This is a genomic window from Pseudomonas endophytica (assembly GCF_001411475.1).
GTDB classification, from domain to species: domain Bacteria; phylum Pseudomonadota; class Gammaproteobacteria; order Pseudomonadales; family Pseudomonadaceae; genus Aquipseudomonas; species Aquipseudomonas endophytica.
Window position 1 is genome coordinate 1 of record NZ_LLWH01000214.1, and the last position, 20,864, is coordinate 20,864.

General features: G+C 52.8%; 16 protein-coding genes. 10 read left to right on the top strand and 6 right to left on the bottom strand.

The window, feature by feature from the left end; translation table 11 throughout:
• The coding region (locus tag AQS70_RS20215) for a hypothetical protein (RefSeq protein WP_055104516.1) at positions 1-428 on the top strand (428 nt) is incomplete at its 5' end.
• Between the two features lie 106 nt (positions 429-534).
• Positions 535-3,441 carry an RHS repeat-associated core domain-containing protein gene (locus AQS70_RS20220; RefSeq protein ID WP_055104517.1) on the top strand — a complete coding sequence of 969 codons (2,907 nt, stop codon included), beginning with the start codon at positions 535-537 and terminating at the stop codon, positions 3,439-3,441.
• Positions 3,442-3,485: 44 nt separating this feature from the next.
• Here AQS70_RS20220 and tauD read toward each other — a convergent pair whose 3' ends face one another.
• From tauD to tauA, 4 genes are read right to left on the bottom strand one after another with little or no spacing between them, the layout of a single operon-like run.
• Complete coding sequence (tauD, locus tag AQS70_RS20225) at positions 3,486-4,319, bottom strand: taurine dioxygenase (RefSeq protein WP_055104518.1); 834 nt, start codon at positions 4,317-4,319, stop codon at positions 3,486-3,488.
• A gap of 53 nt (positions 4,320-4,372) precedes the next feature.
• The gene (gene tauC / locus AQS70_RS20230; protein WP_055104519.1) at positions 4,373-5,206 is read right to left on the bottom strand and encodes a taurine ABC transporter permease TauC; all 834 of its coding nucleotides are present in this window, start codon (positions 5,204-5,206) and stop codon (positions 4,373-4,375) included.
• Positions 5,203-5,997: a taurine ABC transporter ATP-binding subunit gene (gene tauB / locus AQS70_RS20235; protein WP_055104520.1), complete on the bottom strand. Its 795-nt coding sequence runs from the start codon at positions 5,995-5,997 to the stop codon at positions 5,203-5,205. Before tauB ends, tauC begins: the two co-directional genes overlap by 4 nt.
• A gap of 27 nt (positions 5,998-6,024) precedes the next feature.
• Entirely contained in the window at positions 6,025-7,005 is a 981-nt protein-coding gene (gene tauA / locus AQS70_RS20240) for a taurine ABC transporter substrate-binding protein (RefSeq protein ID WP_055104521.1), read from the bottom strand.
• Positions 7,006-7,499: 494 nt separating this feature from the next.
• On the opposite strand from tauA, the gene AQS70_RS20245 reads away from it, so the two are divergent.
• Together AQS70_RS20245 and AQS70_RS20250 are read left to right on the top strand one after the other, a co-directional pair.
• Entirely contained in the window at positions 7,500-8,846 is a 1,347-nt protein-coding gene (locus tag AQS70_RS20245; RefSeq protein ID WP_055104522.1) for an OprD family porin, read from the top strand.
• 306 nt (positions 8,847-9,152) lie between these two features.
• Positions 9,153-9,791, top strand: coding sequence for a peroxiredoxin (locus AQS70_RS20250; protein WP_055104523.1), 639 nt, complete (start codon positions 9,153-9,155; stop codon positions 9,789-9,791).
• Positions 9,792-9,854: 63 nt separating this feature from the next.
• Here the strand turns inward: AQS70_RS20250 and AQS70_RS20255 are convergent, their stop codons facing one another.
• A complete protein-coding gene (locus AQS70_RS20255) occupies positions 9,855-15,158 on the bottom strand; it encodes a dermonecrotic toxin domain-containing protein (protein ID WP_055104524.1) in 5,304 nt (1,767 codons plus the stop codon).
• A gap of 310 nt (positions 15,159-15,468) precedes the next feature.
• Between AQS70_RS20255 and ssuE the strand changes: the two genes are divergently transcribed.
• Genes ssuE through AQS70_RS20285 form a run of 6 tightly spaced genes read left to right on the top strand, consistent with a single transcriptional unit; the run spans position 15,469 to position 20,146 of the window.
• Entirely contained in the window at positions 15,469-16,062 is a 594-nt protein-coding gene (gene ssuE, locus AQS70_RS20260; protein WP_055104525.1) for an NADPH-dependent FMN reductase, read from the top strand.
• Positions 16,063-16,121: 59 nt separating this feature from the next.
• Positions 16,122-17,099, top strand: coding sequence for a sulfonate ABC transporter substrate-binding protein (locus AQS70_RS20265; RefSeq protein WP_055104526.1), 978 nt, complete (start codon positions 16,122-16,124; stop codon positions 17,097-17,099).
• 31 nt (positions 17,100-17,130) lie between these two features.
• Positions 17,131-18,279, top strand: a complete 1,149-nt coding sequence (gene ssuD / locus AQS70_RS20270) for an FMNH2-dependent alkanesulfonate monooxygenase (protein WP_055104527.1) — start codon at positions 17,131-17,133, stop codon at positions 18,277-18,279.
• Positions 18,280-18,286: 7 nt separating this feature from the next.
• The gene (ssuC, locus tag AQS70_RS20275; protein WP_055104528.1) at positions 18,287-19,093 is read left to right on the top strand and encodes an aliphatic sulfonate ABC transporter permease SsuC; all 807 of its coding nucleotides are present in this window, start codon (positions 18,287-18,289) and stop codon (positions 19,091-19,093) included.
• The gene (gene ssuB, locus AQS70_RS20280) at positions 19,090-19,896 is read left to right on the top strand and encodes an aliphatic sulfonates ABC transporter ATP-binding protein (protein ID WP_055104529.1); all 807 of its coding nucleotides are present in this window, start codon (positions 19,090-19,092) and stop codon (positions 19,894-19,896) included. Before ssuC ends, ssuB begins: the two co-directional genes overlap by 4 nt.
• Before the next feature lie 34 nt (positions 19,897-19,930).
• Positions 19,931-20,146, top strand: a complete 216-nt coding sequence (locus AQS70_RS20285) for a TOBE domain-containing protein (protein WP_003444581.1) — start codon at positions 19,931-19,933, stop codon at positions 20,144-20,146.
• A gap of 60 nt (positions 20,147-20,206) precedes the next feature.
• Here the strand turns inward: AQS70_RS20285 and AQS70_RS20290 are convergent, their stop codons facing one another.
• Positions 20,207-20,464: a hypothetical protein gene (locus AQS70_RS20290; RefSeq protein ID WP_055104530.1), complete on the bottom strand. Its 258-nt coding sequence runs from the start codon at positions 20,462-20,464 to the stop codon at positions 20,207-20,209.
• Positions 20,465-20,864 lie beyond the last annotated feature (400 nt).

A 20,864-nucleotide genomic window follows, 5' to 3' on the forward strand; every position in this document is an offset into this window, starting at 1 on the left:
AGGATGGGCACGCCGCCTTCCGCGCCTGCTTGCAAGCGCCGATCGAACACGATGCGCTAAGCAGTTGGCGCGATCTGTCGCGTATCGTTGAACAGCGCATGATGACCATTTACAGCGAAGATGCAGCGGCCCGCCAACTCATCCTGGCGCAGCATGGGCTGACCGAAGTCACCCAAGCTGATCGCCATCACGACCTCGAACTGGGTAAAGGGCTGCATGCGTTATTTATGCGGCATTTTGAATTGCCGGCTCTGCCGCAGGACGTAGACGTGTTCGCGCTGGCGATGGAGTTGGGTGACCGGGTGTATGCGCGCTCTATCCAGTTGCATGACAGCATCACCCCACGCATGGCCGAAGAAGGCTTGCGCGTGGTGGATGCGTATTTAGGCTTATACCTGCCACCTTATTTGCCAAAACGCACAGCGTAAGGCTGCGCCGACTGATTTAAGCGTAAAACCACAGCATTAATTACCACCCAAGTGCTGAGACGAGTTTGTAAGTTTGCATGGCTATTTTTCCTTTAAGGACAATGTCATGCCCAGCTCTTTACATCGGCACACGCCTTCGCTTGCGGCAGTTGATCCGCGGGGATTCGTGGTGCGCAATGTGGTTTATCACCGCGCCTCAGCCGATACCCCGCCACAGACTCGCACCCGGCACTACACATTTGGTGCGACCGGTTTATTAGGCGAACAATGGGACCCGCGCTTATATGCTTTGCACCGTGAGCAGCCTCAAACGAGCCCTAACCACCGAACGCGTTACAGCCTGACTGGGCAGACTTTAAGCACACAGAGTGTCGATGCGGGCGGGCGTGTGCTGTTCAGAGGTGTGGTGGGGCAAGTGATCGCTCGTTGGGACTCTCGCGGTACTTTTAGACGTTACGCCTTCGATTATCTGCTTAGACCAACGGCTGTTTTTGAGCAGGCCCCGCACGAGGCTAGCGAACGTCAGGTCGAACGTTTTACCTACGCGCTCAATGATGCACCAGGTCGTTTGGGCAACCGCTGTGGCCGATTGATCCGCCACGATGACCCTTCAGGGGTTTTGCTCTACGAACAATATTCGTTGCATGGGCAGTTGTTGAGCGAACAGCGCATGTTTGACCGGTCACTGACCGAGCGAGATCTAACGCAAGATCCGCCGCGCTACAGCACGGCTTGGAAATACAACGCGTTGGCAGAGTTAGTCGAACAAACAGACGCAAAGGGTCATTCGCAACACAGCCAATACGCCGTCGATGGTCAGTTGCTCCAGCGCCGACTGACACTCATGGGGGGCCGCTCAAAGGTCTTGCTTGACCAGCGAGTGTGCAATGCCAGCGGTCTAGTCGAGTTCGAGCGGGCAGGCAACGATGTCATGACCAAGATGCAGTATTCGCCTTTCGATGGCCGCTTAAAGCGCCTGACAACGTATCGCATGGGTGAGAAAGACAAGCCGTTGCAAGATTTGACCTATGACTATGACCGGGTAGGCAATGTCATCCGTGTCAGCGATGAGGCCCAGCCCATACAGTGGTCAAGCAATGCACAAATTAATCCTGTCAGCCTTTATCACTACGACTCGCTGTACCAACTGATCAGTGCCACGGGTCGGGAAAACGCGCACAACACGCCCACCTCCGGTGTGCCGGGTATCGTTCTGTTTGGCGCGACCGATAACAGTGTGTGGCGCAATTACACCCAGCGTTATACCTACGATGAAGGCGGTAATCTGGCCGAGCTAAAGCACCAGGTCACGGCAGGTCATGGCTATACCCGCACGATGCTGATAGCCAAAGACAGTAACCATGCAGTGCTGAAGAGTGATGACCTGCCCGGTCAAATTCCGGGGCTAGGACGTGATTTTGATTTAAACGGCAACCAGTTGGCATTAGCGCGCGGCCAGGAACTGCAATGGGGTGTGAGCAATAACTTGTCTGTCGTGACCTTGGTAACCCGGGAGGACGGTATCAATGACGATGAAATGTATTGGTATGACGGCATGGGGCAGCGTACGCGAAAAGTGCGTTCTACTCGCACCCATGGTCAAACACATACGCTGGAAGTTCTGTATTTGCCTGGCCTAGAAATTCGCCGCGATAGCGCCACGGGCGAACACCTAAATGTCATCAGGGCACAAGCGGGGCGCAGTGATGTAAGCGTATTGCAGTGGGATGAGGGGCGGCCGCAGGGTATGCCTGATAACGGCATGCGCTTTAGCCTACCTGACCATGTGGGCAGCAGCACGCTGGAGCTGAATGGCGAGGCCGAGTTAATCAGTCAAGAAAGCTATTACCCCTATGGCGGTACGGCGTGGTGGGCCGCAAAAAGTGCCCTTCAAGGCAAGTACAAAATCACTCGTTATTCGGGTAAGGAACTGGACGCCAGCGGGCTGTACTACTTCGGATTCAGATACTACGCACCGTGGATTCAGCGTTGGGTAAGCCCGGACCCGGCCGGTGATGTTGATGGCTTGAATCTATACGCGATGGTGAGTAACAACCCCATCACGTTTAAAGACGCCATGGGCCTCAATGGCGGTGATTTGGATACAAGGCCGGTTCGCGTTCAGGCCCTAGACAAGTATTTGCGAGACAACCATCCCCATCTTTACCCTGCGCCTCTGGCCTTTTTTGAGCACCGGTACTCAGTGTCCAAAAACAGGTCTAACACCCCGATGAATACCGCCATTAACAGGTTGCTCGCCGCAGGGTTTAGTTACGACGAGATGTCCAGTTACAACAATTCTGTAAGCATTGCTGCCACCCGCCCGGCCAATATATTCACCGGTTTGACCCGGGCTTATATTGCTTCGGCCAACTACTTCAATGAAACAGCCCGGGCAATGACCAACCCTTTCATGAATCCTGACCCTGGTGAATGGACGGGTTCAAACATTGTAGATACGTTTTCAGATATGCAACCCGCAGACAGCCCTGAAACCAGCGAATCTCTGATAGACCTTGCCGCAGCGTTAAGCGTCAGCAGGTCCGAAGCGGTTGGTTTACTCGATACCCATATCAGGTATTACCCAAGCGGCCTAAGCACCGGCTATCGCGGACACCGTGTCAGCGATGTGGGTCTTAATGCATTAATTGCCCATGCCAACAAGGGCGATGTGCTGCGTACCGAGCAGTTTCTTTCGGTCAGTGACAAACCCAGTGTTGGCAAGAAGTTTTCCAGCGGGACTTATGACACTCGGCCAGGTCAGTTCAACCCGGTCATGCTAACGGTGATCGGCAGTAGTTCACTCAAACTCTATTCGCCTGTGGATGAAGCCGAGCGACTCTACCCGCTTGAGACAACATTCAAGATTGAGCATCCAGGGCTATCAGGTCTTGCGCTAAAGGCGTATGCGCCCAGGGCCACGCATTTCGTTTTGCGCGAAGTGACGATCCCTGCGCAAAAACGAAAGGCATTGCCTTTTATGACCGACCCTAGCGCCCGCAGAAGGCGCTAACAAGGGCGCCAGCACGAAATAGACGCTGGCCACGCTGTTTCAGATCAAAACGGCGCATCACCCAAAATGGTCGCGCGATGCATGACACGGCGGTTCGGCCGGTAGTCATCCACGGCGTAGTGCTGGGTCACGCGGTTGTCCCAAAAGGCCACGTCGTTTTCCTGCCAACGCCAACGAATGGTGTATTCAGGGCGGGTCGCGTGGGCAAACAGCAACTTCAAAACCGCTTCGCTTTCAGCCTCTGACAGCTCATTGATTTTGGTGGTGAAGCCTTCGTTGACGAACAACGCTTTGCGCCCGCTCACCGGATGGGTGCGGATCACTGGGTGCGATAGCGGCGGGTTGTTTTTGCGGGCTTGCTCCCAGCGCGCCAAGTCTTCAGGGGTCGAACCAAAACGCTCCAGCGGGAACGACTTGGTGAAGTCGTGAGTAGCGGTCAGGCCGTCCAACAGCGTTTGCAGCGGCTTGGATAACCCTTCAAATGCCGCAATCCCACTGGCCCACAACGTATCGCCACCAAATGCCGGCAACTGCTTGGCGCTCAAGACTGCACCCAGCGCAGGCGTCGGCAAAAAGGTTACGTCGGTGTGCCACACCGCGTTATCGCGCACGTCGGTGACGGCCGTGTCCAGAATCAGCACTTCAGGCTGCTCCGGCACGTTGGGGTAAATCGGGTGAATGTGCAGGTCACCGAAATTGGCAGCAAAACGCGCCTGTTGCTCCGGGGTAATCACCTGGTTTCTGAAGAAAATCACTTGATGCTTGAGCAGTGCTTGTTCGATGGCATCACGTTGTTCGAGGCTCAGCGGTTGAGTCAGGTCGACACCCTCAATTTGGGCGCCGAGGGCAAAGCTAATAGGCGTAAGGGTCAGGCTCATGTTCGTCTCGCTAGCAGCGCGCCGATGGATCGGCGTCGTGTGGTATTCGGTAATCAGTGAACTTGGCCGTGCCACGGCACCCATTTGCGTTGCAAGGCGCGCAGGCCCATTTCCATGGCAAAGGCGATAATCGCAATGACCAAAATGCCCAGTACTACCACATCAGTGACTAAGAACTGCGCAGCGGACTGCACCATAAAGCCCAGGCCGCTGGTGGCCGCGATCAGCTCGGCCGCGACCAACGTCGACCAGCCGACCCCCAGGCCAATACGAATACCGGTCAGGATATCGGGCAAGGCGCTGGGCACGATCACATGGCGAATCAACTGCCATCGAGTGGCGCCCAATGACTGTGCAGCGCGGATTTTGGCCGGGTCAACGGTGCGTACGCCGGTGGCCGTAGCAATCGCAATCGGGGCAAAAATCGCCAGAAAAATCAGCAAAACTTTCGACAACTCACCGATGCCGCACCAAATCACAATCAGCGGCAAATAAGCCAGCGGCGGAATCGGACGATAGAACTCAATCAGCGGATCGAAAATACCGCGGGCAATGCGGTTGTAACCAATGGCAATGCCCACCGGTACAGCGGTCAAAATTGCAAAGCCAAGGCCCAAACCAATACGGCCCAGGCTCGCACTTAGGTGCTGCCACAGCGTGGAGTCCATGTAGCCTTTGGTCGCCAGCAGCCAGCCTTTCTCCAACACGGCAGACGGTGGCGGTAAAAATAGAGGCTCAATCAGCCCGGCAGCGGTCACGCCCCACCACGCGGCGAGCAAAACGAAGAGGGTAATAACGCTAATCCAACGGGTGCTCAGGCTGCGCTTTACCGGGCGTGGCGTCGCGGGTGTCGCAGCGGGGGCTGCGGCTGCTTCATAACTGCTCATGCGCGCTCCTGCCGCTGGGCGGCACCACGTTGTGAAAACACACGCTCAAGGACGTGCTCACGGGTTTCGATAAAACGTGGGTCGGACTTGATCGAGCGCGCTGACTCACCGGCGTTATAGCGCTGGCCGAAATCTAGGGTCAGACGCTCAACGATACGGCCTGGGTTGGGTGCCAACAGAATCAGGTCGGTGGCCAAAAACACCGCTTCTTCAATGTCGTGAGTAATCAGGAACACCGGTTTGTCCGTGCGCTTGCACACTTGCAACAGCAGTTCTTGCATCTGCTCACGGGTGAAGGCATCGAGGGCACCGAAGGGTTCGTCCATCAGCAGCACGCGCGGATCGGCCGCCAAGGCACGGGCGAGGCCAACGCGTTGTCTTTGGCCACCGGAAAGCTCCCACACCCGACGCTTTTCAAAACCAGACAAGTCCACCAGCGAGAGCATTTCACGGGCGCGAGCTTCGCGTTTTTTCCGCTCAATACCGGCCAGTTCAAGACCGAAACCTACGTTTGCTAAAACGTCTTGCCAGGGCAACAACACGTCGTCTTGAAAGACCACGCCGCGTTCGGCGCTCGGGCCTTTGACCGGGGCGCCATCAAGGGTAATGCGCCCAGCACTCGGTTCAACAAAACCAGCAATCAGATTCAGCAGGGAGGTTTTGCCGCTGCCCGAAGGGCCCAGTGCAACCAGTAATTGCTGAGGTCCGAGATTGACGGATATATCCGACAGCACCGGCTCAGCTGCGCCTGGGTACTGTGCGCTGATGCGCTCCAGTGATAACAAGGCCATGACGGGCAACGCCTCCGAGGGGGTGAGTTATTGAGTGATGAAGCTGGCGTTAACCGAGGGGGCGTAATCCGGCAGAACGGCGTCGACTTTGCCTTCATCTTTCAGGAAGGCTGCGGTATCAGCTAAAGCTTTAGAGGTCGGAGCGCTCAGCAGTTGTTTTTGCTCGGCCGCCAACGGGTAGACGTTACCTTGCAGCAGACCCGGAATATCAGACGCCTTGGCGCCAGACAGCTTTGCAATCTTGTCGATGTTGCTTTGGTTGGCAATCCAGGCTTTTGGATCTTTGCGATAGTCGGCGTAAGCATCTAGGGTGACAGTGGCAAATTCTTTAACGACTTCCGGGTGCTTGGCGGCGTAATCCTTACGCACAATCCAGGCATCAAACGTCGGCGCACCGAGCTTGCCCAATTCGCCAGAGGTGATCAGCACTTTGCCGTTCTCTTTGGCAGCACCCAGTGCTGGGTCCCACACGTAAGTGGCGTCGATATCGCCGCGCTTCCACGCGGCCACGATGGCTGGCGGCGCAAGGTTAAGGATGGTTACTTTAGACGGGTCGATATTCCAGTGCTTGAGCGCCGAGAGCAGGCTGTAATGGCCGGTAGAGACAAAAGGGACGGCCACTTTTTTGCCGATCAGGTCTTGCGGGGTGTTAATGCCAGAACCGTCGCGGGCAACCAGTGCTTCGGCATCACCGATTTGGGTGGCGATCAAAAAGGTTTCTACTGGCACATGGCGAGTGATCGCTGCGGTCAGCGGGCTCGAACCTAAGTAGGCAATTTGCACGTCGCCCGACGCAATGGCGGCAATGATGTCGGAGCCGTTATCGAACTTGCGCCAGTTGATTTTGGCGTCAGTGGCTTTTTCATACGCGCCATCGGCTTGCGCCACTTTGGCGGGGTCAACGGTGGTTTGGTAAGCCACCGTCACATCGCTCGCGGCCTGCGCAAAGAAACTGGCACCTGCCAGAGAGAATGCTGCCAAAAGGCGTAAGGGGGTATTCAGTTTCATTTCGAGGGTCCTCGGCAGGCGGCCGTTTAGTGGCTGGAAGCGAGGTTAAATGATCTAAGAATGAGTAAATAAATAACTTTTATGCATTAGCTTATGAAGTTATCTGTTTCTTGTGCGCGCGCCCGCACACGAGCTTCTGTAAGGGCTTGGACTCATGCAGAAACGATTCAGTTGGGTTTCAGGCGCATTTTGAAAAAAATTCATAAAAATCTATTTAGACATACGACTAAAGGTCGATAGGATCAGCCCGCGAAATAGGGAATCCCTTTTCATATGCCAATAAGTTATGAATTATCTTAAAATAATTCTTTTTTGATTTATGAAAAAGTCTTTAACCTAGTAAGCAGACGGCAGATGACTAGACAAAGGTCGTAGACACTAAAAGTTACGATTGACTTGGCAGTCACTGTCTGGCGCTAATCGCCTATCTGTGCACCGAGACGTCAGATTTCGGGCTAAGAACTACAAAAATTAGAGTGTAAAGGAGCAAGACAATGAATAAGTCCACCGTTGCCGTGGCTGTTGCCCTCGGTTTGTTGGCGCAGCAAGCGAGCGCTGCAGGCTTCATCGAAGACAGTAAAGCGACGCTGAAACTGCGTAACTTCTACATCAACAACGACAACCGTGACTCGGGTGCCCATGCAAACGGTATCCAGAGCAAGGCTGAAGAGTGGGGCCAAGGCTTCCAAGTTGATTACACCTCCGGCTTCACCGAAGGAACTGTTGGTTTCGGTCTGGATGCAATTGCATTGCTGGGCGTACGTCTGGATTCGGGCGGCGGCACCAACGGCGCGAGCGCAACCTCGTACGGCGGCACTATCTTCCCGAGCAAGTCTAACGGCGACGCGGTGAATGAATATTCAAGCCTGGGTCTGACTGCCAAAGCGAAGATCTCCCAGACCGAACTGCGTTACGGCACCCTGCTGCCGAAACTGCCGGTCATCATCGCTAACGACGGTCGTTTGCTGCCGCAAACCTTTGAAGGTGGCCAGATCACCTCTAACGAGTTCAAAGACCTGACCCTGATTGGCGGTCAGATCGAACACGTTAAAGGCCGTAACTCCAGCAACAACGAACAAATGTCGATTGGTGGTGCGAACGCTCGTAGCGCCAACAGCAACAAGTTCATCTACGCCGGTGGTGATTACAAAGTCACTAAAGACCTGACCCTGCAGTACTACTACGGCAATCTGGACAAGTTCTACAAGCAGAACTTCCTGGGTCTGATCCACAACTGGGCAATCGGCCCGGGCGTTTTGAAAACCGACCTGCGCTACTTCAATAGCCGCGACGACGGTAAAAACGGCTATGACCCTGCCTATTTCGGCAACGGTAACTACAACAGCAGCGCAAATGGTAAGGGCAAAATCGACAACAACCTGTACAGCGGCCTGCTCCTGTACACCGTTGAAGGCCACACGTTCGGCGGCGGTTACCAAGTCAGCAACGGCAGCAGCGACTTCCCTTGGCTGAACCAAGGTGACGGATCGTCTGCTTACCTGACCACCGACATGCAAATCCAGAAGTTCGCCCGCGCAGGCGAGCGTACTTGGCAAGCCCGTTACTCGTATGACTTCGCCAAAGTGGGTGTGCCTGGCCTGAGCGCCGGTGCTGTTTACCTGCGTGGTAACAACATTGATACCGTCAGTGGTGGCCGCGAGAACAACAGTGGTGCGACCGAGTGGGAGCGTGACATCACGGTTGCCTACGTTGTTCAGGAAGGTACTCTGAAAAACCTAGGCTTCATGTGGAAAAACGCCATGTGGCGCAACACGATTGATGGCCAGCGCAATCAAGACGAAAACCGTCTGATCGTTAGCTACTCGATCCCGCTGCTGTAAAGCGTTGAGCGAAATAAGTAAGACGTAGAAGTCAGAAAAATCCTGCCCGGCGCAATGCCGGGCAGGGTGTTTACCGAAGACCAGAACGATCAATTCGCAACACATTAATAGTCGTAGCTCCCTGCCACTCCCCTTGTCTAAACCTGAATCCAGAGTGAGCCTGGTGGCTGTGTGCGTCCAATGAAACAGTTTTTAATATTCCTTTCAGGTCTAAATAAATCAGTATTTATTCTTTTTAATTAGTTTTTGGCGCAGGCAAAGTAAGCCTTACAACCCCGGCCATTCCTAACCCGAAGGAGCTGCACTATGAGCCTAAGACTCGGCGATATCGCCCCCGATTTCGAACAGGACTCCAGCGTTGGCAGCATTAAATTTCATGACTGGTTGGGCGACAGTTGGGGCATTTTGTTTTCGCACCCGGCAGACTTCACGCCGGTGTGCACCACTGAGCTCGGTTACACCGCCAAACTCAAGGATGAGTTTGCCAAACGTGGCGTAAAGGCCATCGCATTATCAGTTGACCCGGTGGACTCACACCACAAGTGGATCGGCGATATTAACGAAACTCAAAATACCCAAGTCAATTTCCCGATCTTGGCCGACGCGGATCGTAAGGTCAGCGACCTTTATGACCTGATTCATCCAAATGCCAACGACACCCTTACGGTGCGTTCGTTGTTCGTGATTGACCCGAACAAAAAGATCCGTCTGACCATCACCTACCCGGCCAGCACTGGGCGTAACTTCAACGAAATTCTGCGCGTGGTGGATTCGCTGCAACTGACCGACAACTACAAAGTGGCAACGCCAGCTAACTGGCAAGATGGCGATGAAGTGGTGATCGTGCCGTCGCTCAAGGATGAAGCAGAGCTTCAACGTCGATTCCCTAAAGGCTACCGCGCAGTTAAACCTTATTTGCGTTTGACGCCTCAGCCCAATAAGTAAGCTTCTTGAACATGCGTAACCCGACGCTCGCAGGCGTCGGGTTAATCCCTGTTCAAGGGAAAATTAAGGAATAACAGGAACGTATTGATCTATTTTACCGCCCAGCCGAGAAATGATCAGCGTGAGCGAATCGGCATTGGAGAGGATGATCGTGACGCGTTGGTCAGGATTGTTCAAAAAAGCGTCCCGTGCTTGATCCAATGTCTGCGAACCGGTTTCTTTTAATATGAGAGCGTGTGCGGTTGGGTCTATATGTTGGAACAGATCATTGCGCAATGTACTAGCGGATAAACCACTGTCTTGAAATTTTCCCAGCGTCGTGCGGTAGAAGAGTCCCGTTTGGGTACTGGGGTCAAAAAGCTCAGGGAAAGGGAAGCCACAGTTTAAATACGCAATGTCTTCGGTGTTAAACATCTGGTGCGAAATTTCATGGATAAGCGTGACCGCACGCCAGTGGGTATCGACATTAAAGGTGGGGATGGTTTGTTTTAATCCAGATATGGGCCTAGGGCCATAAGGTGAAATAGGAGGGCGAAAAAAATTATCCTCCAAGTAAATATATTTAACGATGTCGTGTGGGTGTATAAAGGCCACGCGAGAATTAGGGCGTTTAGGCGTTTTCCCCGAGACGAACCTCGGGGAGGTGAGAGGGTTCATTGAGCGTTTTAGTAGACGTCCAAGAATGGCAGCAATCGCAGAGGCTATCTTATTAATATACGTTTCATGTAATACGGGCACCCCAAAGTGATTCTTTAACCATTGAGCCAGCGGCGTCTGCAGATTGGGGTCTTGCATCAGTGTTTTTAATACCCGGTTGGCTTCGGTTAAATAGCTGACGGCTGCCTCGTGGGCGAGTACGATCGCCGCTGCTTTGTCGGGCCGTAACGCATGCATCAGCGGCATACCAATGATCTCTATCGGGAAATCAGAGTGGCCACTAGGTTTACGCTTAAATACTGATAAAGTAGGTCCACCCCCGACCAAGGGCTCGTACAGATCTAACTCCCACCCGTTAATCGAATTAAGTTTAATTGCAGGCCCTTCTCGGCCTTCACCAATAGCAATCCGCCAGCGATTGCCTGATAACGTAACAGCGTAAACTTTTCCGGCCATGAAAATATAATTATTCGGTAGGGTTTTGTGGCGATAAATACTCGTACTCACATCAAAGTTTAATTCCGTTAGTGACACCGTGTGATCAATATAAGCATCCAAGGCAGCGATCTGTTCGTCGCGGTAGCGGGTAAAGCGTTGGACCGGTGCAATGTGCTCTTCTAGGTCATAGAGAGGAGAAAGCGCAACAGGTGTTTTGCGTTTATCGCCTAGACGCTTTGGGGTGCGGGATAAAACCTGCAAGATAATCAGCCCTAATGCAATGGCGAACTCGGTAATCGCTTCGCCCCAATGACTCTTATTGCCGGAGTCCAGTGAAGCTCTTAGCAGACCGACTGTTTGCACGATCAGTATAGGAATTCCAAGTTTAGCGGGAAAGTATGTGGGTAAGAGAGTAGACATTCCTAGCGAGAGAAGCTCACTGAAAAATTCTGCGTCTGTTTGGTCTAACTTACCCGAAGGCGGCGTTGCCATGTCCAGAAGAAAATTTAGATTTTCAATGTATAACTGGGGGAGAAAATTTTTGAGTATTGGTGCGTTTGAGAGACCAACAGGTCCTTCGGGGATAATATCCAGAATAGGAATAAATCGAGTGATGAAGATGGCGTGCGGATTATTGAATCCACCGTTCTCATATTTACTGCGGGCATCTATCGACACCCGCTTTATTACTTCTGTTTGTAAGCTCTCGTGGGTGATTAATGCTGTGATTAGGCTGCTTTCATTGGCGAACTCTTTAAAGGTCAGTGTCGAACCGTAAGTCACCCACAGCACTAAGGGGCCGTGTGTACTTATTAATGGACCTAACAGATACATGCCTTTTACAGTGTCCGGGGTCGCTGTGCTCGAGACACACAATTGCAGGGGGCGAATGGTCAGGGCCGTTCCATTGTAATGAGGGCGCGCCATGCCATCAGGGAAATTAAGTATATGTTCCACGTAGCGAAAGCCCGTTTCGCTCAGTACGCCTGAAAGCTTATTCATGTAAGCTTGTTCCAGTGTCTGTACCGGTAGTTGCTGGCTGTACAGTGTGAAGCGCTTCTTGTATTCAGGTTGCTCCGGGGCTAAAGCATCGTGCAGTATTTTTTTGTAGGTTGCGTGCACATCCAGTGTCCGGATCAGTTCTTTTATATAGTGCTCGTTGAATACTTCTGGCAGTGGGGTTGACTGTGATGAGCTCAACTCTATTTTGCCTGACGGTAAATTCAGTCCATTTAGTACATATTCGATAAGGCTAAATTTTGCTTCAGGCTGAGCCTGCTCAGCGGTTGTAACCATAGCGATCCACGAAGGACCGACGAAGCTGACACGCACGTTTTCGGCATCAAGGCTGACCAAGGAAAAGTCTTTTTTAAAGGCTGTATTGAGAGCATTTAACGTGAAGCTGGCTAAATCAGGGATGTCGTATAAATAGTCTTGCTCATTTTCAAATGCTGCATGATAACGATCCACTATTCGGGCATATTCATACTGTTCTTGAGTCGACGCATTCTGTAGGGCTTGGGGCAGTTTCTGCTTAAAAACAGCAGCTTCTACCTCCCACACAAAGCCTTCAATATTAAAGCCTGCCCGAAGACGCTCTATGTAATTTTCTACCGACGCTTGGAATACCTCACTGGGTAATCCGGCGTCAATTGCCGCTTTTAATGATTCATTGATTTCAAGTAGCTGATGATCCAGCGTGTCACTGGCCAACTCAACGAGGTAGTCGCCTGTCAACCGTTCAAACTTAAACAAGAAGGTTGATTTATTGGCAGGTAAGTCTCGCCCCTTCTTTACTAAAACGCGATGGGTCGTGAGCATACAGTTGAATAATTCAAGATAGGCTGTTGGATGAGAAAGGCGTTCCTGTAATGCATCCTGACAGGCGTCGAGGGTTTGAAACGCTTCGAATCTGCGGGTCGGTGTCCATAAAATGGCATGCCCCGCGCAGTCTGATTGAAGACTTCCGTGTTCCGTGATGACAAAACAATTAGCTAACGGTGCTTCTATTTTTAAGTCTGAGGAACTCAGGGATAAGGCGTACACTTCAGGCACGAAATAATAATAAGATTGACGGTTTTCGCGTTGACGGTATGCGCTGAGTATGTTGATACAGCCCGCCTCGTGTATCGATAACTGCTTACCGTAGCGAAAGTAATAATAGCCATCTCCCCACAGCACGAACGCCTTTAAGACTGCCATTTTTTGTCTGTTTGATTGCGTTTGCAAACTCGATTCGTCTGACATAAAGCGTTGAAAATAACGAAACGTTTGCTCCAGAAATTTCTCTCCAACTTCTATCATTATGCTATGAAGCCTTTTACTTTCAGCCTCCTTCATTATCAATCGTGGCCGCTGTGCACCCGTGGCGAGGGTAAATGAAATATCACGGTAATCAGTGGGAAGCGGATGGTACTGACTAACATGTTCCAACAAGGTATCAACGAGCGAGCGTGACGTGGGAGCTTCAGCTTCGGTTCCGGCCATTTGAACTCTCACAATGGTCAGGTCTAGATCTGCCTCTTCTTGCTGCCTCCACGCCTCTATTAGTTGATGGTATGCGGCCGCTCTGAGGGTAGGTAAGCCTTCGAGGAAATCATTAGTGTGTTGGTTCAAAAGGCCCAGACTTTGCTTAATGCCTTCTCCAGATACCCTCTCTCGGATTAAAAAATACTCGCCGACATCTATCCCTGTACTCACAATAGACACTTCGCTGCTCCAGCGCTGATCATCACTCAACTGGACCAACTCTGGATTAATCAATCGACGAATATCCAACGCATCATCCATAAAAGCGTGCACATGGCTTGCTGAGTCTGGTGGCGTAAAGGCGACTGGTCTAGGGAAATTTTCTTGGTACCAATGGCACAGGTATTTATGATCAGAAAGTACTTTATCAAGAAGAGACTGTTGAAGGGCCTTAAATAGATTACCTGTTTGCCTGAACAAGTAGATGGAAGGTTCTTCATCGTTGGTTAATGCCACTCGGTTTTTGTGAGACAGATAGCGTGACAATGGAGCGTGTCGCGTGTCGTTGTCACCTGAGACAGCGTGCTTGAGTGTGTTCAGTGTTAACCGTTGCTTGAGGTATTCAAAGAGGGCTTTGCTATTAGCAAAAAAGTTAAAGCCTGTGTTGGTCATGACGCACACTTTTTCTGAACTATCACCGAGATGAATGCAATACCAACCGGCGACAGTAAAGATTGAGTCAGGGAGTTTGCCAACTTTCACAGTGGCTGATTTCATGGCGCCGTCATCGGCGTCAAACGCAAAGTCACAAAACTTTAAAAATTCGCTATTGGTCACGTGCCCTTGGTACCTAGCTTGCATTAACTGATCAATGAAGCGAGCCCGGAATGAATGCTCTATATAGGAGCCTAAGGTCAATTCATCACGCTTCTCAAGCTGCCAATAGTCTGTTACAGCCCTCGCTACCTTATCACCCAAGGTGTTGCTGATACTCTTCAGCCAGTCCACAACTTCACGTTTGTCTTTTTGAGTGTCGGTTGCTTCTACCCCAACACAGGCTGTACTGTAAATAAGCTCTATGTCCCATGTTTCGTTCGGCGCGGGATTGCAGTAATGCGCCAGCACATAATCAACCTCTGCGCTTGAGTTCAACACCTGGTGCGAGTCATGTGCAATTGGGCAGCTTTCGTGAGTTTTTTTATAACTTTCGAATTGTTGTGTCATGCCCTGCTGTAGTTCATCACGTGCGACCGTTCGTATGGACGGTAATCCTTTAAGGATTGAAAGTAACCACACCCCATCTGCTTCGAGACCAAGCTCATAGTGTATGCACATTCTTAGAAAGACTTTTCCAGAAATGAGGCGTCTGGACAATGTGCCATTAAAAAAATTTTTCACAAAATGACGTAATTGCAAAGGTACAAAGTGCATTAACTCAGACGGCTGAGCGACCAGTGATCTATCTATGTGCTCAATGAGTCTAAGCCACGAATCAAACCTGATAATTCCGCTGCTTAAGGTGAATAATAAATAAGGTGTGGTGTCAGACTCTGCTAGCGACATCACACACATACCCCTCAACGGCATAGGTTCTTGACCAGGGCAATTAATCATCACTTCGCTGACCAATATAGGGGTTCGGCCTAAGTGGCGTTCTGAGCCTTCAGGTAGACCAGCTTTTTTACACCAGTCACGTTCATGACTGGTTATTTCAATGCCTTTTACGGCTTCATCCAGCGCGTTTTCAAACTGGGTTTTGATAGCACTTTCGGAATAAAACGCGCTTTCTTCGGTGTTACTCATACCTAACTCCATTCCTTAAAAGCCGACGTGGTAAAGGGGGGGAAATGAGGGCCTTATCAGGCAAGGACGTTAGGTCGAGCTGCTTGCGAGCAGGTGGTACATATAGTTATTTCGGCCTTATCGGTCACAGGAAAGTCCGTCGACCAGTGGGCTGCCTTTTGGCGCAGAGCCTCTTAGTTCTTTATTCTTTTAAGGCATAAACAAATGAATAAATATGATTTATAGATATAAAAATCCCCTGTTATCGTCTCTTCACTCAAGCGAAAACGCTGACAGCGGTTTGCACACATTCATGCAAGGAAATCTCTAGATGCTGGTTGTGACACTCGGAGGAAGCCCAAGCCAACGATCCCGCTCCGGGGTGTTGTTGGACCGCGCCAAATACTGGCTTAACCAGCAAGGCGTGGAAGTGGTGAGTTATCAGGTACGTGATTTTCCGGCTGAAGACTTACTGCATGCGCGCTTCGACAGCCCAAAAGTCATCGACCTGCTGCAACAAATTGAACGGGCTGACGGGTTGGTAATTGCGACCCCTGTGTACAAAGCCTCTTTTAGCGGCGCACTCAAAACCGTACTCGATTTGCTGCCTGAGCGTGCCCTCAGTCACAAAGTGGTGTTGCCAATTGCCACAGGCGGCAGCATCGCTCACATGTTGGCGGTGGACTATGCACTCAAGCCGGTTTTATCAGCCCTGAAAGCGCAAGAAATGCTGCACGGCATTTTTGCTGAAGACAGCCAGATTACTTACGCCCAAGGTAGTACGCCGGCCCAGCTAGTGCCGGTGCTCGAACAACGTTTGAACGAATCTTTGGAGCACTTCTACAGCGCCTTGGCTCGTCGCCCTAAACCGCTGGACCCCAACATACTCAACGAGCGCCTGCGCACGGCTCGCTGGAGTATTTGAAGTTACACACACGCCACCCGCTTTACCCATACGAATATCGAATAACTAAGGAGAGCGTCATGCACCCTGTGATTTTGCGTCGTAGTTTGGCCGCACTGCTTGCTGCAGCGGTGTCTTTAGGCGTTGCTCTACAGGTTCAGGCCGAGACATTGCGTATTGGTTACCAAAAGTACGGCACGCTGGTGCTGCTTAAGGCCAAAGGTACGCTGGAAAAGCATTTGGCCGAGCAAGGCGTGGATGTGCAATGGACTGAATTCCCTGGCGGCCCACAATTGCTTGAAGGCTTGAATGTGGGGTCGATCGACTTTGGCGTTACCGGCGAGACCCCGCCTGTATTTGCCCAAGCTGCCGGGGCGGATCTGCTATACGTCGCTTATGAGCCGCCTGCGCCGACCAGCGAAGCGATTCTGGTGCCCAAAGACTCGACGATCACCTCGGTCAAAGACCTCAAAGGCAAAAAGGTCGCGCTCAACAAAGGCTCCAACGTGCACTACTTGCTGGTACGCGCCCTAGAAGATGCTGGACTGAAGTACTCCGATATCCAAACTGTATTCTTACCGCCGTCCGATGCCCGTGCTGCCTTCGAGCGTGGCAGTGTCGATGCCTGGGTGATTTGGGATCCCTACCAAGCGGCCGCCGAGAAACAACTGCAGGCGCGTACGCTGCGTGATGCCACCGGCATTGCCGATAACCACCAGTTTTACCTCGCCACCAAACCGTATGCTGAAAAGCACCCCAAGGTGATCGAAACCCTCATCGAAGAAGTGCGCAACGTGGGCGAGTGGGCCAAGGCGAACCCTGAAGAAGTGACCCAACAGGTTGCGCCGTTATTGGGCTTGCCGACAGATATCACTGAAACCTCGGTGAAACGCCAAGGCTACGGTGCACATTTCCTCACCCCGGAAGTGGTCAACGCACAGCAAAAGATTGCCGACAGCTTCTACCAACTCAAGCTCATTCCCAAGCCGTTGACGATTAAAGACGTGATCTGGACACCACCTGCTGCGGGTCCTGTCACAGCCGCCAAAGCCCCTTAATGCGTGCTGCATCCCTTTAGGAGACCACTCCATGAGCCTCAATATTTTTTGGTTCCTACCGACCCACGGTGACGGCCATTACCTTGGCACCTGCGAAGGCGCTCGCGCCGTGGATCACGGGTACCTGCAACAAGTGGCGCAAGCCGCAGACCGTCTTGGTTTCGGTGGCGTGTTGATCCCTACCGGTCGTTCATGCGAAGACTCTTGGCTGGTGGCCGCTTCACTGATCCCGGTGACTCAGCGCTTGAAATTCTTAGTGGCGCTGCGCCCTGGCATCGTTTCGCCAACGGTAGCGGCCCGCCAAGCGGCGACCCTTGATCGGTTATCCGGTGGGCGTGCGCTGTTCAACTTAGTGACCGGCGGTGACCCGGATGAATTGGCCGGTGATGGCTTGTTCCTAAGCCACGAAGAGCGCTATCAAGCCTCGGTGGAATTCACGCGTATTTGGCGTCGCGTACTGGAAGGTGAAACTGTTGATTACGACGGTCAGCACATCACAGTTAAAGGCGCTAAGTTGCTGTATCCGCCGATTCAACAGCCACGTCCGCCGCTGTACTTCGGTGGCTCGTCTGAAGCGGCGCAAGACTTGGCCGCCGAACAAGTTGAAATGGTCCTGACCTGGGGCGAGCCACCGGCCGCGGTCGCGGAAAAAATCCAGCAAGTACGTGACAAGGCGGCCAAGCTGGGTCGCACCGTGCGCTTCGGTATTCGCCTGCACGTGATCGTGCGTGAAACCAATGAAGAGGCTTGGAAAGCCGCCGACAAGTTGATCTCACACTTGGACGACGCCACCATCGCCCGCGCTCAGGCGTCGCTGTCAAGGTTTGACTCGGTTGGCCAACAGCGCATGGCCGCCCTGCACGGTGGTAGCCGCGACAACCTTGAAGTCAGCCCTAACCTCTGGGCAGGTGTTGGCTTGGTTCGCGGCGGGGCGGGCACGGCATTGGTCGGTGATGGCCCAACAGTTGCTGCGCGGGTCAATGAGTATGCCGAGCTGGGCATCGACACCTTTATATTCTCGGGTTATCCACACCTAGAAGAGTCGTATCGCGTGGCGGAGTTGCTGTTCCCGCACTTGGATATCGAGCGCCCGGAACTGCCCAAAAGCGCAGGCTACGTGAGCCCGTTTGGTGAAATGGTCGCCAATGACATCCTCCCTAAAGCTGCGTCGCAGAGCTGAGGCCAGCATGAGTAAGGTGAAGGCGTTAAGCCTCAAAGGTCTGGGCCACACGTTTGCCCCTTGGGCGCTCCCCGTGTTGCTGTTGGCGGTGTGGCAGCTATCAGTATCGGCGGGTTGGTTGTCGACGCGGATCCTGCCTTCACCGTTGGCGGTGATTGAGGCGGGCGTGGAACTGGTGCGCAGTGGCGAGATCTGGAAGCATCTGGCCATCAGCAGTTGGCGTGCCGCCGTGGGCTTCGTGATTGGTGGCAGCATCGGCCTCGCTCTGGGCTTTATCACGGGCTTGTCTAAGTGGGGCGAACGCCTACTCGACAGCTCGGTACAAATGATCCGTAACGTGCCCCACTTGGCGCTTATTCCACTGGTCATCCTGTGGTTTGGCATTGATGAGTCAGCAAAGATTTTTCTGGTGGCCTTGGGCACTTTGTTCCCGATCTACCTCAACACCTATCACGGCATCCGCAACGTTGATCCCGCGTTGGTTGAAATGGCGCGTAGCTACGGCTTGTCTGGCCTCAGCCTGTTTTGGCAAGTGATCCTGCCGGGCGCTCTGCCTTCGATCTTGGTCGGCGTGCGCTTTGCTCTGGGCTTTATGTGGTTAACGCTGATCGTGGCCGAAACCATCTCTTCCAGTTCCGGCATTGGCTACTTGGCGATGAATGCGCGGGAGTTCTTGCAAACGGACGTGGTGGTGTTAGCCATTGTGATGTACGCGATTCTTGGAAAGTTGGCCGACAGTTTTGCCCGAGGTTTGGAGCGTGTCTGGCTACGCTGGCATCCGGCCTATCAAGTCCCTAAAGGCGGTGCAGCATGACGGCTCAACAACTTCCGCATTTACGTCAGGGCATCCCGGTGGTGGTCAAAGGTCTGCAAAAAGCCTTTGGTGATCGACTGGTGCTGCGTGACATCAACCTGCACATTCCGGCAGGGCAATTTGTCGCCGTTGTGGGCCGCAGCGGCTGTGGCAAAAGCACCTTGATGCGCCTGTTGGCGGGGCTGGATCAGCCGACGGGTGGCCAATTGTTGGCGGGTAGCGCGCCGCTGCAAGACGCGCGTGAAGACACGCGACTGATGTTCCAAGAAGCACGTTTGCTGCCCTGGAAAAAAGTCATCGACAACGTGGGCCTTGGCCTCAAAGGTGACTGGCGCCCTAAAGCCCTTAAGGCGTTGGAAGAAGTAGGGCTGGCCGAGCGTGCTAATGAATGGCCCGCTGCTTTATCGGGCGGGCAAAAGCAGCGGGTGGCGCTGGCTCGCGCCCTAATTCACCAACCGCGGCTGCTGCTTTTAGATGAACCCTTGGGTGCATTGGATGCGCTGACACGTATCGAAATGCAACAACTGATCGAACGCCTATGGCGCCAACACGGATTCACGGTATTACTGGTCACCCACGACGTCAGCGAATCGGTAGCGATTGCTGACCGAGTTATCCTCATCGAAGACGGTGAGGTCGGGCTTGACCTGACAGTTGAACTGCCGCGCCCTCGGGTACGGGGTTCACATCGCCTAGCGGCACTGGAAACACAAGTGCTGCACCGAGTTCTTGCTTTACCTGGTTCGCCACCCGATCCAGACCCTGTTGCACCGCTGCCTACGCAACTGCGTTGGGCGCTCTAAACCTACAATTTCATTCAAAACAGGAATCGACACCATGACTATCAAAGCCATCAACGTTCGTAACCAATTCAAAGGCCACATCAAAGAAATCGTACTGGGCGACGTACTCTCAGAAATCGACGTACAAACCGCGTCCGGCATCGTGACCTCCGTCATCACCACCCGCTCGGTCAAAGAGCTGGAATTGGTGGTCGGCAGCGAAGTCATCGCCTTCGTAAAATCCACCGAAGTGTCCATCGCCAAGTTGTAACCCATGAAAGATCCACAACCCCGAAAGGCGTGAGCCCTTCGGGGTTTTTTATGGGTGGTGTTACATCTCGCGCATGACCAACACCCCCAGCACATCGCAGCCTTCCTGCAACAACAATGACGAGGCTTCACACACCGCGCTCAAATCGTGTGGGTCACTGCTGTAGGTGTTCATATGGGACAAACAGCGCAATAAATTCTTGGCCGCCTGAATGCGATGTTCAGCACACGTGAGCAGCGCAGCAACAGAGGCGCGGGTATCAATTAATAAAACGTCAGACCCGACAGGGTTGTCGGTTTGGGGTAAAAAATCGGACATATATCTAACTCCTAATGAGAAGGAGCCACTTTCAATCAGCTTGCACGCAGATGGAGGGTGGCAGCTGTGCGCAGGTGTGCAAGACCGTGTCCGATAAACGGCAGACCCGAAGATCTCCCACGCACAACCGCCATAACGCTGATTGAGGCGCAGAGCCTACCAAGCGAAATGAAAAGTTGATATCACCGAACACAGGCTTGCACGCCTGACCGCTGATGCTTCAGCGATGGAGCGCACTATAGGCAGCGTGTAACGGGCATCACAATGGGGGGCGACACGAGCAAGCCGCATCCCACACAAGTCAGCGAAAGCTCTGCGCCCATTCGCCACTTTTGAGGCGCAGATCACAACCGCGTAGGAGCTGCCGAGGTACGAAGGCTGCGAGCTTTAGATCTTCAAA

What these genes read in the sequence shown, in the direction of transcription:
- AQS70_RS20220 (WP_055104517.1), top strand. Translation starts at nt 535, where the DNA reads ATGCCCAGCTCTTTACATCGGCACACGCCTTCGCTTGCGGCAGTTGAT.
- tauD (WP_055104518.1), bottom strand. Translation starts at nt 4,319, where the DNA reads ATGAGCCTGACCCTTACGCCTATTAGCTTTGCCCTCGGCGCCCAAATT.
- tauC (WP_055104519.1), bottom strand. Translation starts at nt 5,206, where the DNA reads ATGAGCAGTTATGAAGCAGCCGCAGCCCCCGCTGCGACACCCGCGACG.
- tauB (WP_055104520.1), bottom strand. Translation starts at nt 5,997, where the DNA reads ATGGCCTTGTTATCACTGGAGCGCATCAGCGCACAGTACCCAGGCGCA.
- tauA (WP_055104521.1), bottom strand. Translation starts at nt 7,005, where the DNA reads ATGAAACTGAATACCCCCTTACGCCTTTTGGCAGCATTCTCTCTGGCA.
- AQS70_RS20245 (WP_055104522.1), top strand. Translation starts at nt 7,500, where the DNA reads ATGAATAAGTCCACCGTTGCCGTGGCTGTTGCCCTCGGTTTGTTGGCG.
- AQS70_RS20250 (WP_055104523.1), top strand. Translation starts at nt 9,153, where the DNA reads ATGAGCCTAAGACTCGGCGATATCGCCCCCGATTTCGAACAGGACTCC.
- AQS70_RS20255 (WP_055104524.1), bottom strand. Translation starts at nt 15,158, where the DNA reads ATGAGTAACACCGAAGAAAGCGCGTTTTATTCCGAAAGTGCTATCAAA.
- ssuE (WP_055104525.1), top strand. Translation starts at nt 15,469, where the DNA reads ATGCTGGTTGTGACACTCGGAGGAAGCCCAAGCCAACGATCCCGCTCC.
- AQS70_RS20265 (WP_055104526.1), top strand. Translation starts at nt 16,122, where the DNA reads ATGCACCCTGTGATTTTGCGTCGTAGTTTGGCCGCACTGCTTGCTGCA.
- ssuD (WP_055104527.1), top strand. Translation starts at nt 17,131, where the DNA reads ATGAGCCTCAATATTTTTTGGTTCCTACCGACCCACGGTGACGGCCAT.
- ssuC (WP_055104528.1), top strand. Translation starts at nt 18,287, where the DNA reads ATGAGTAAGGTGAAGGCGTTAAGCCTCAAAGGTCTGGGCCACACGTTT.
- ssuB (WP_055104529.1), top strand. Translation starts at nt 19,090, where the DNA reads ATGACGGCTCAACAACTTCCGCATTTACGTCAGGGCATCCCGGTGGTG.
- AQS70_RS20285 (WP_003444581.1), top strand. Translation starts at nt 19,931, where the DNA reads ATGACTATCAAAGCCATCAACGTTCGTAACCAATTCAAAGGCCACATC.
- AQS70_RS20290 (WP_055104530.1), bottom strand. Translation starts at nt 20,464, where the DNA reads ATGTCCGATTTTTTACCCCAAACCGACAACCCTGTCGGGTCTGACGTT.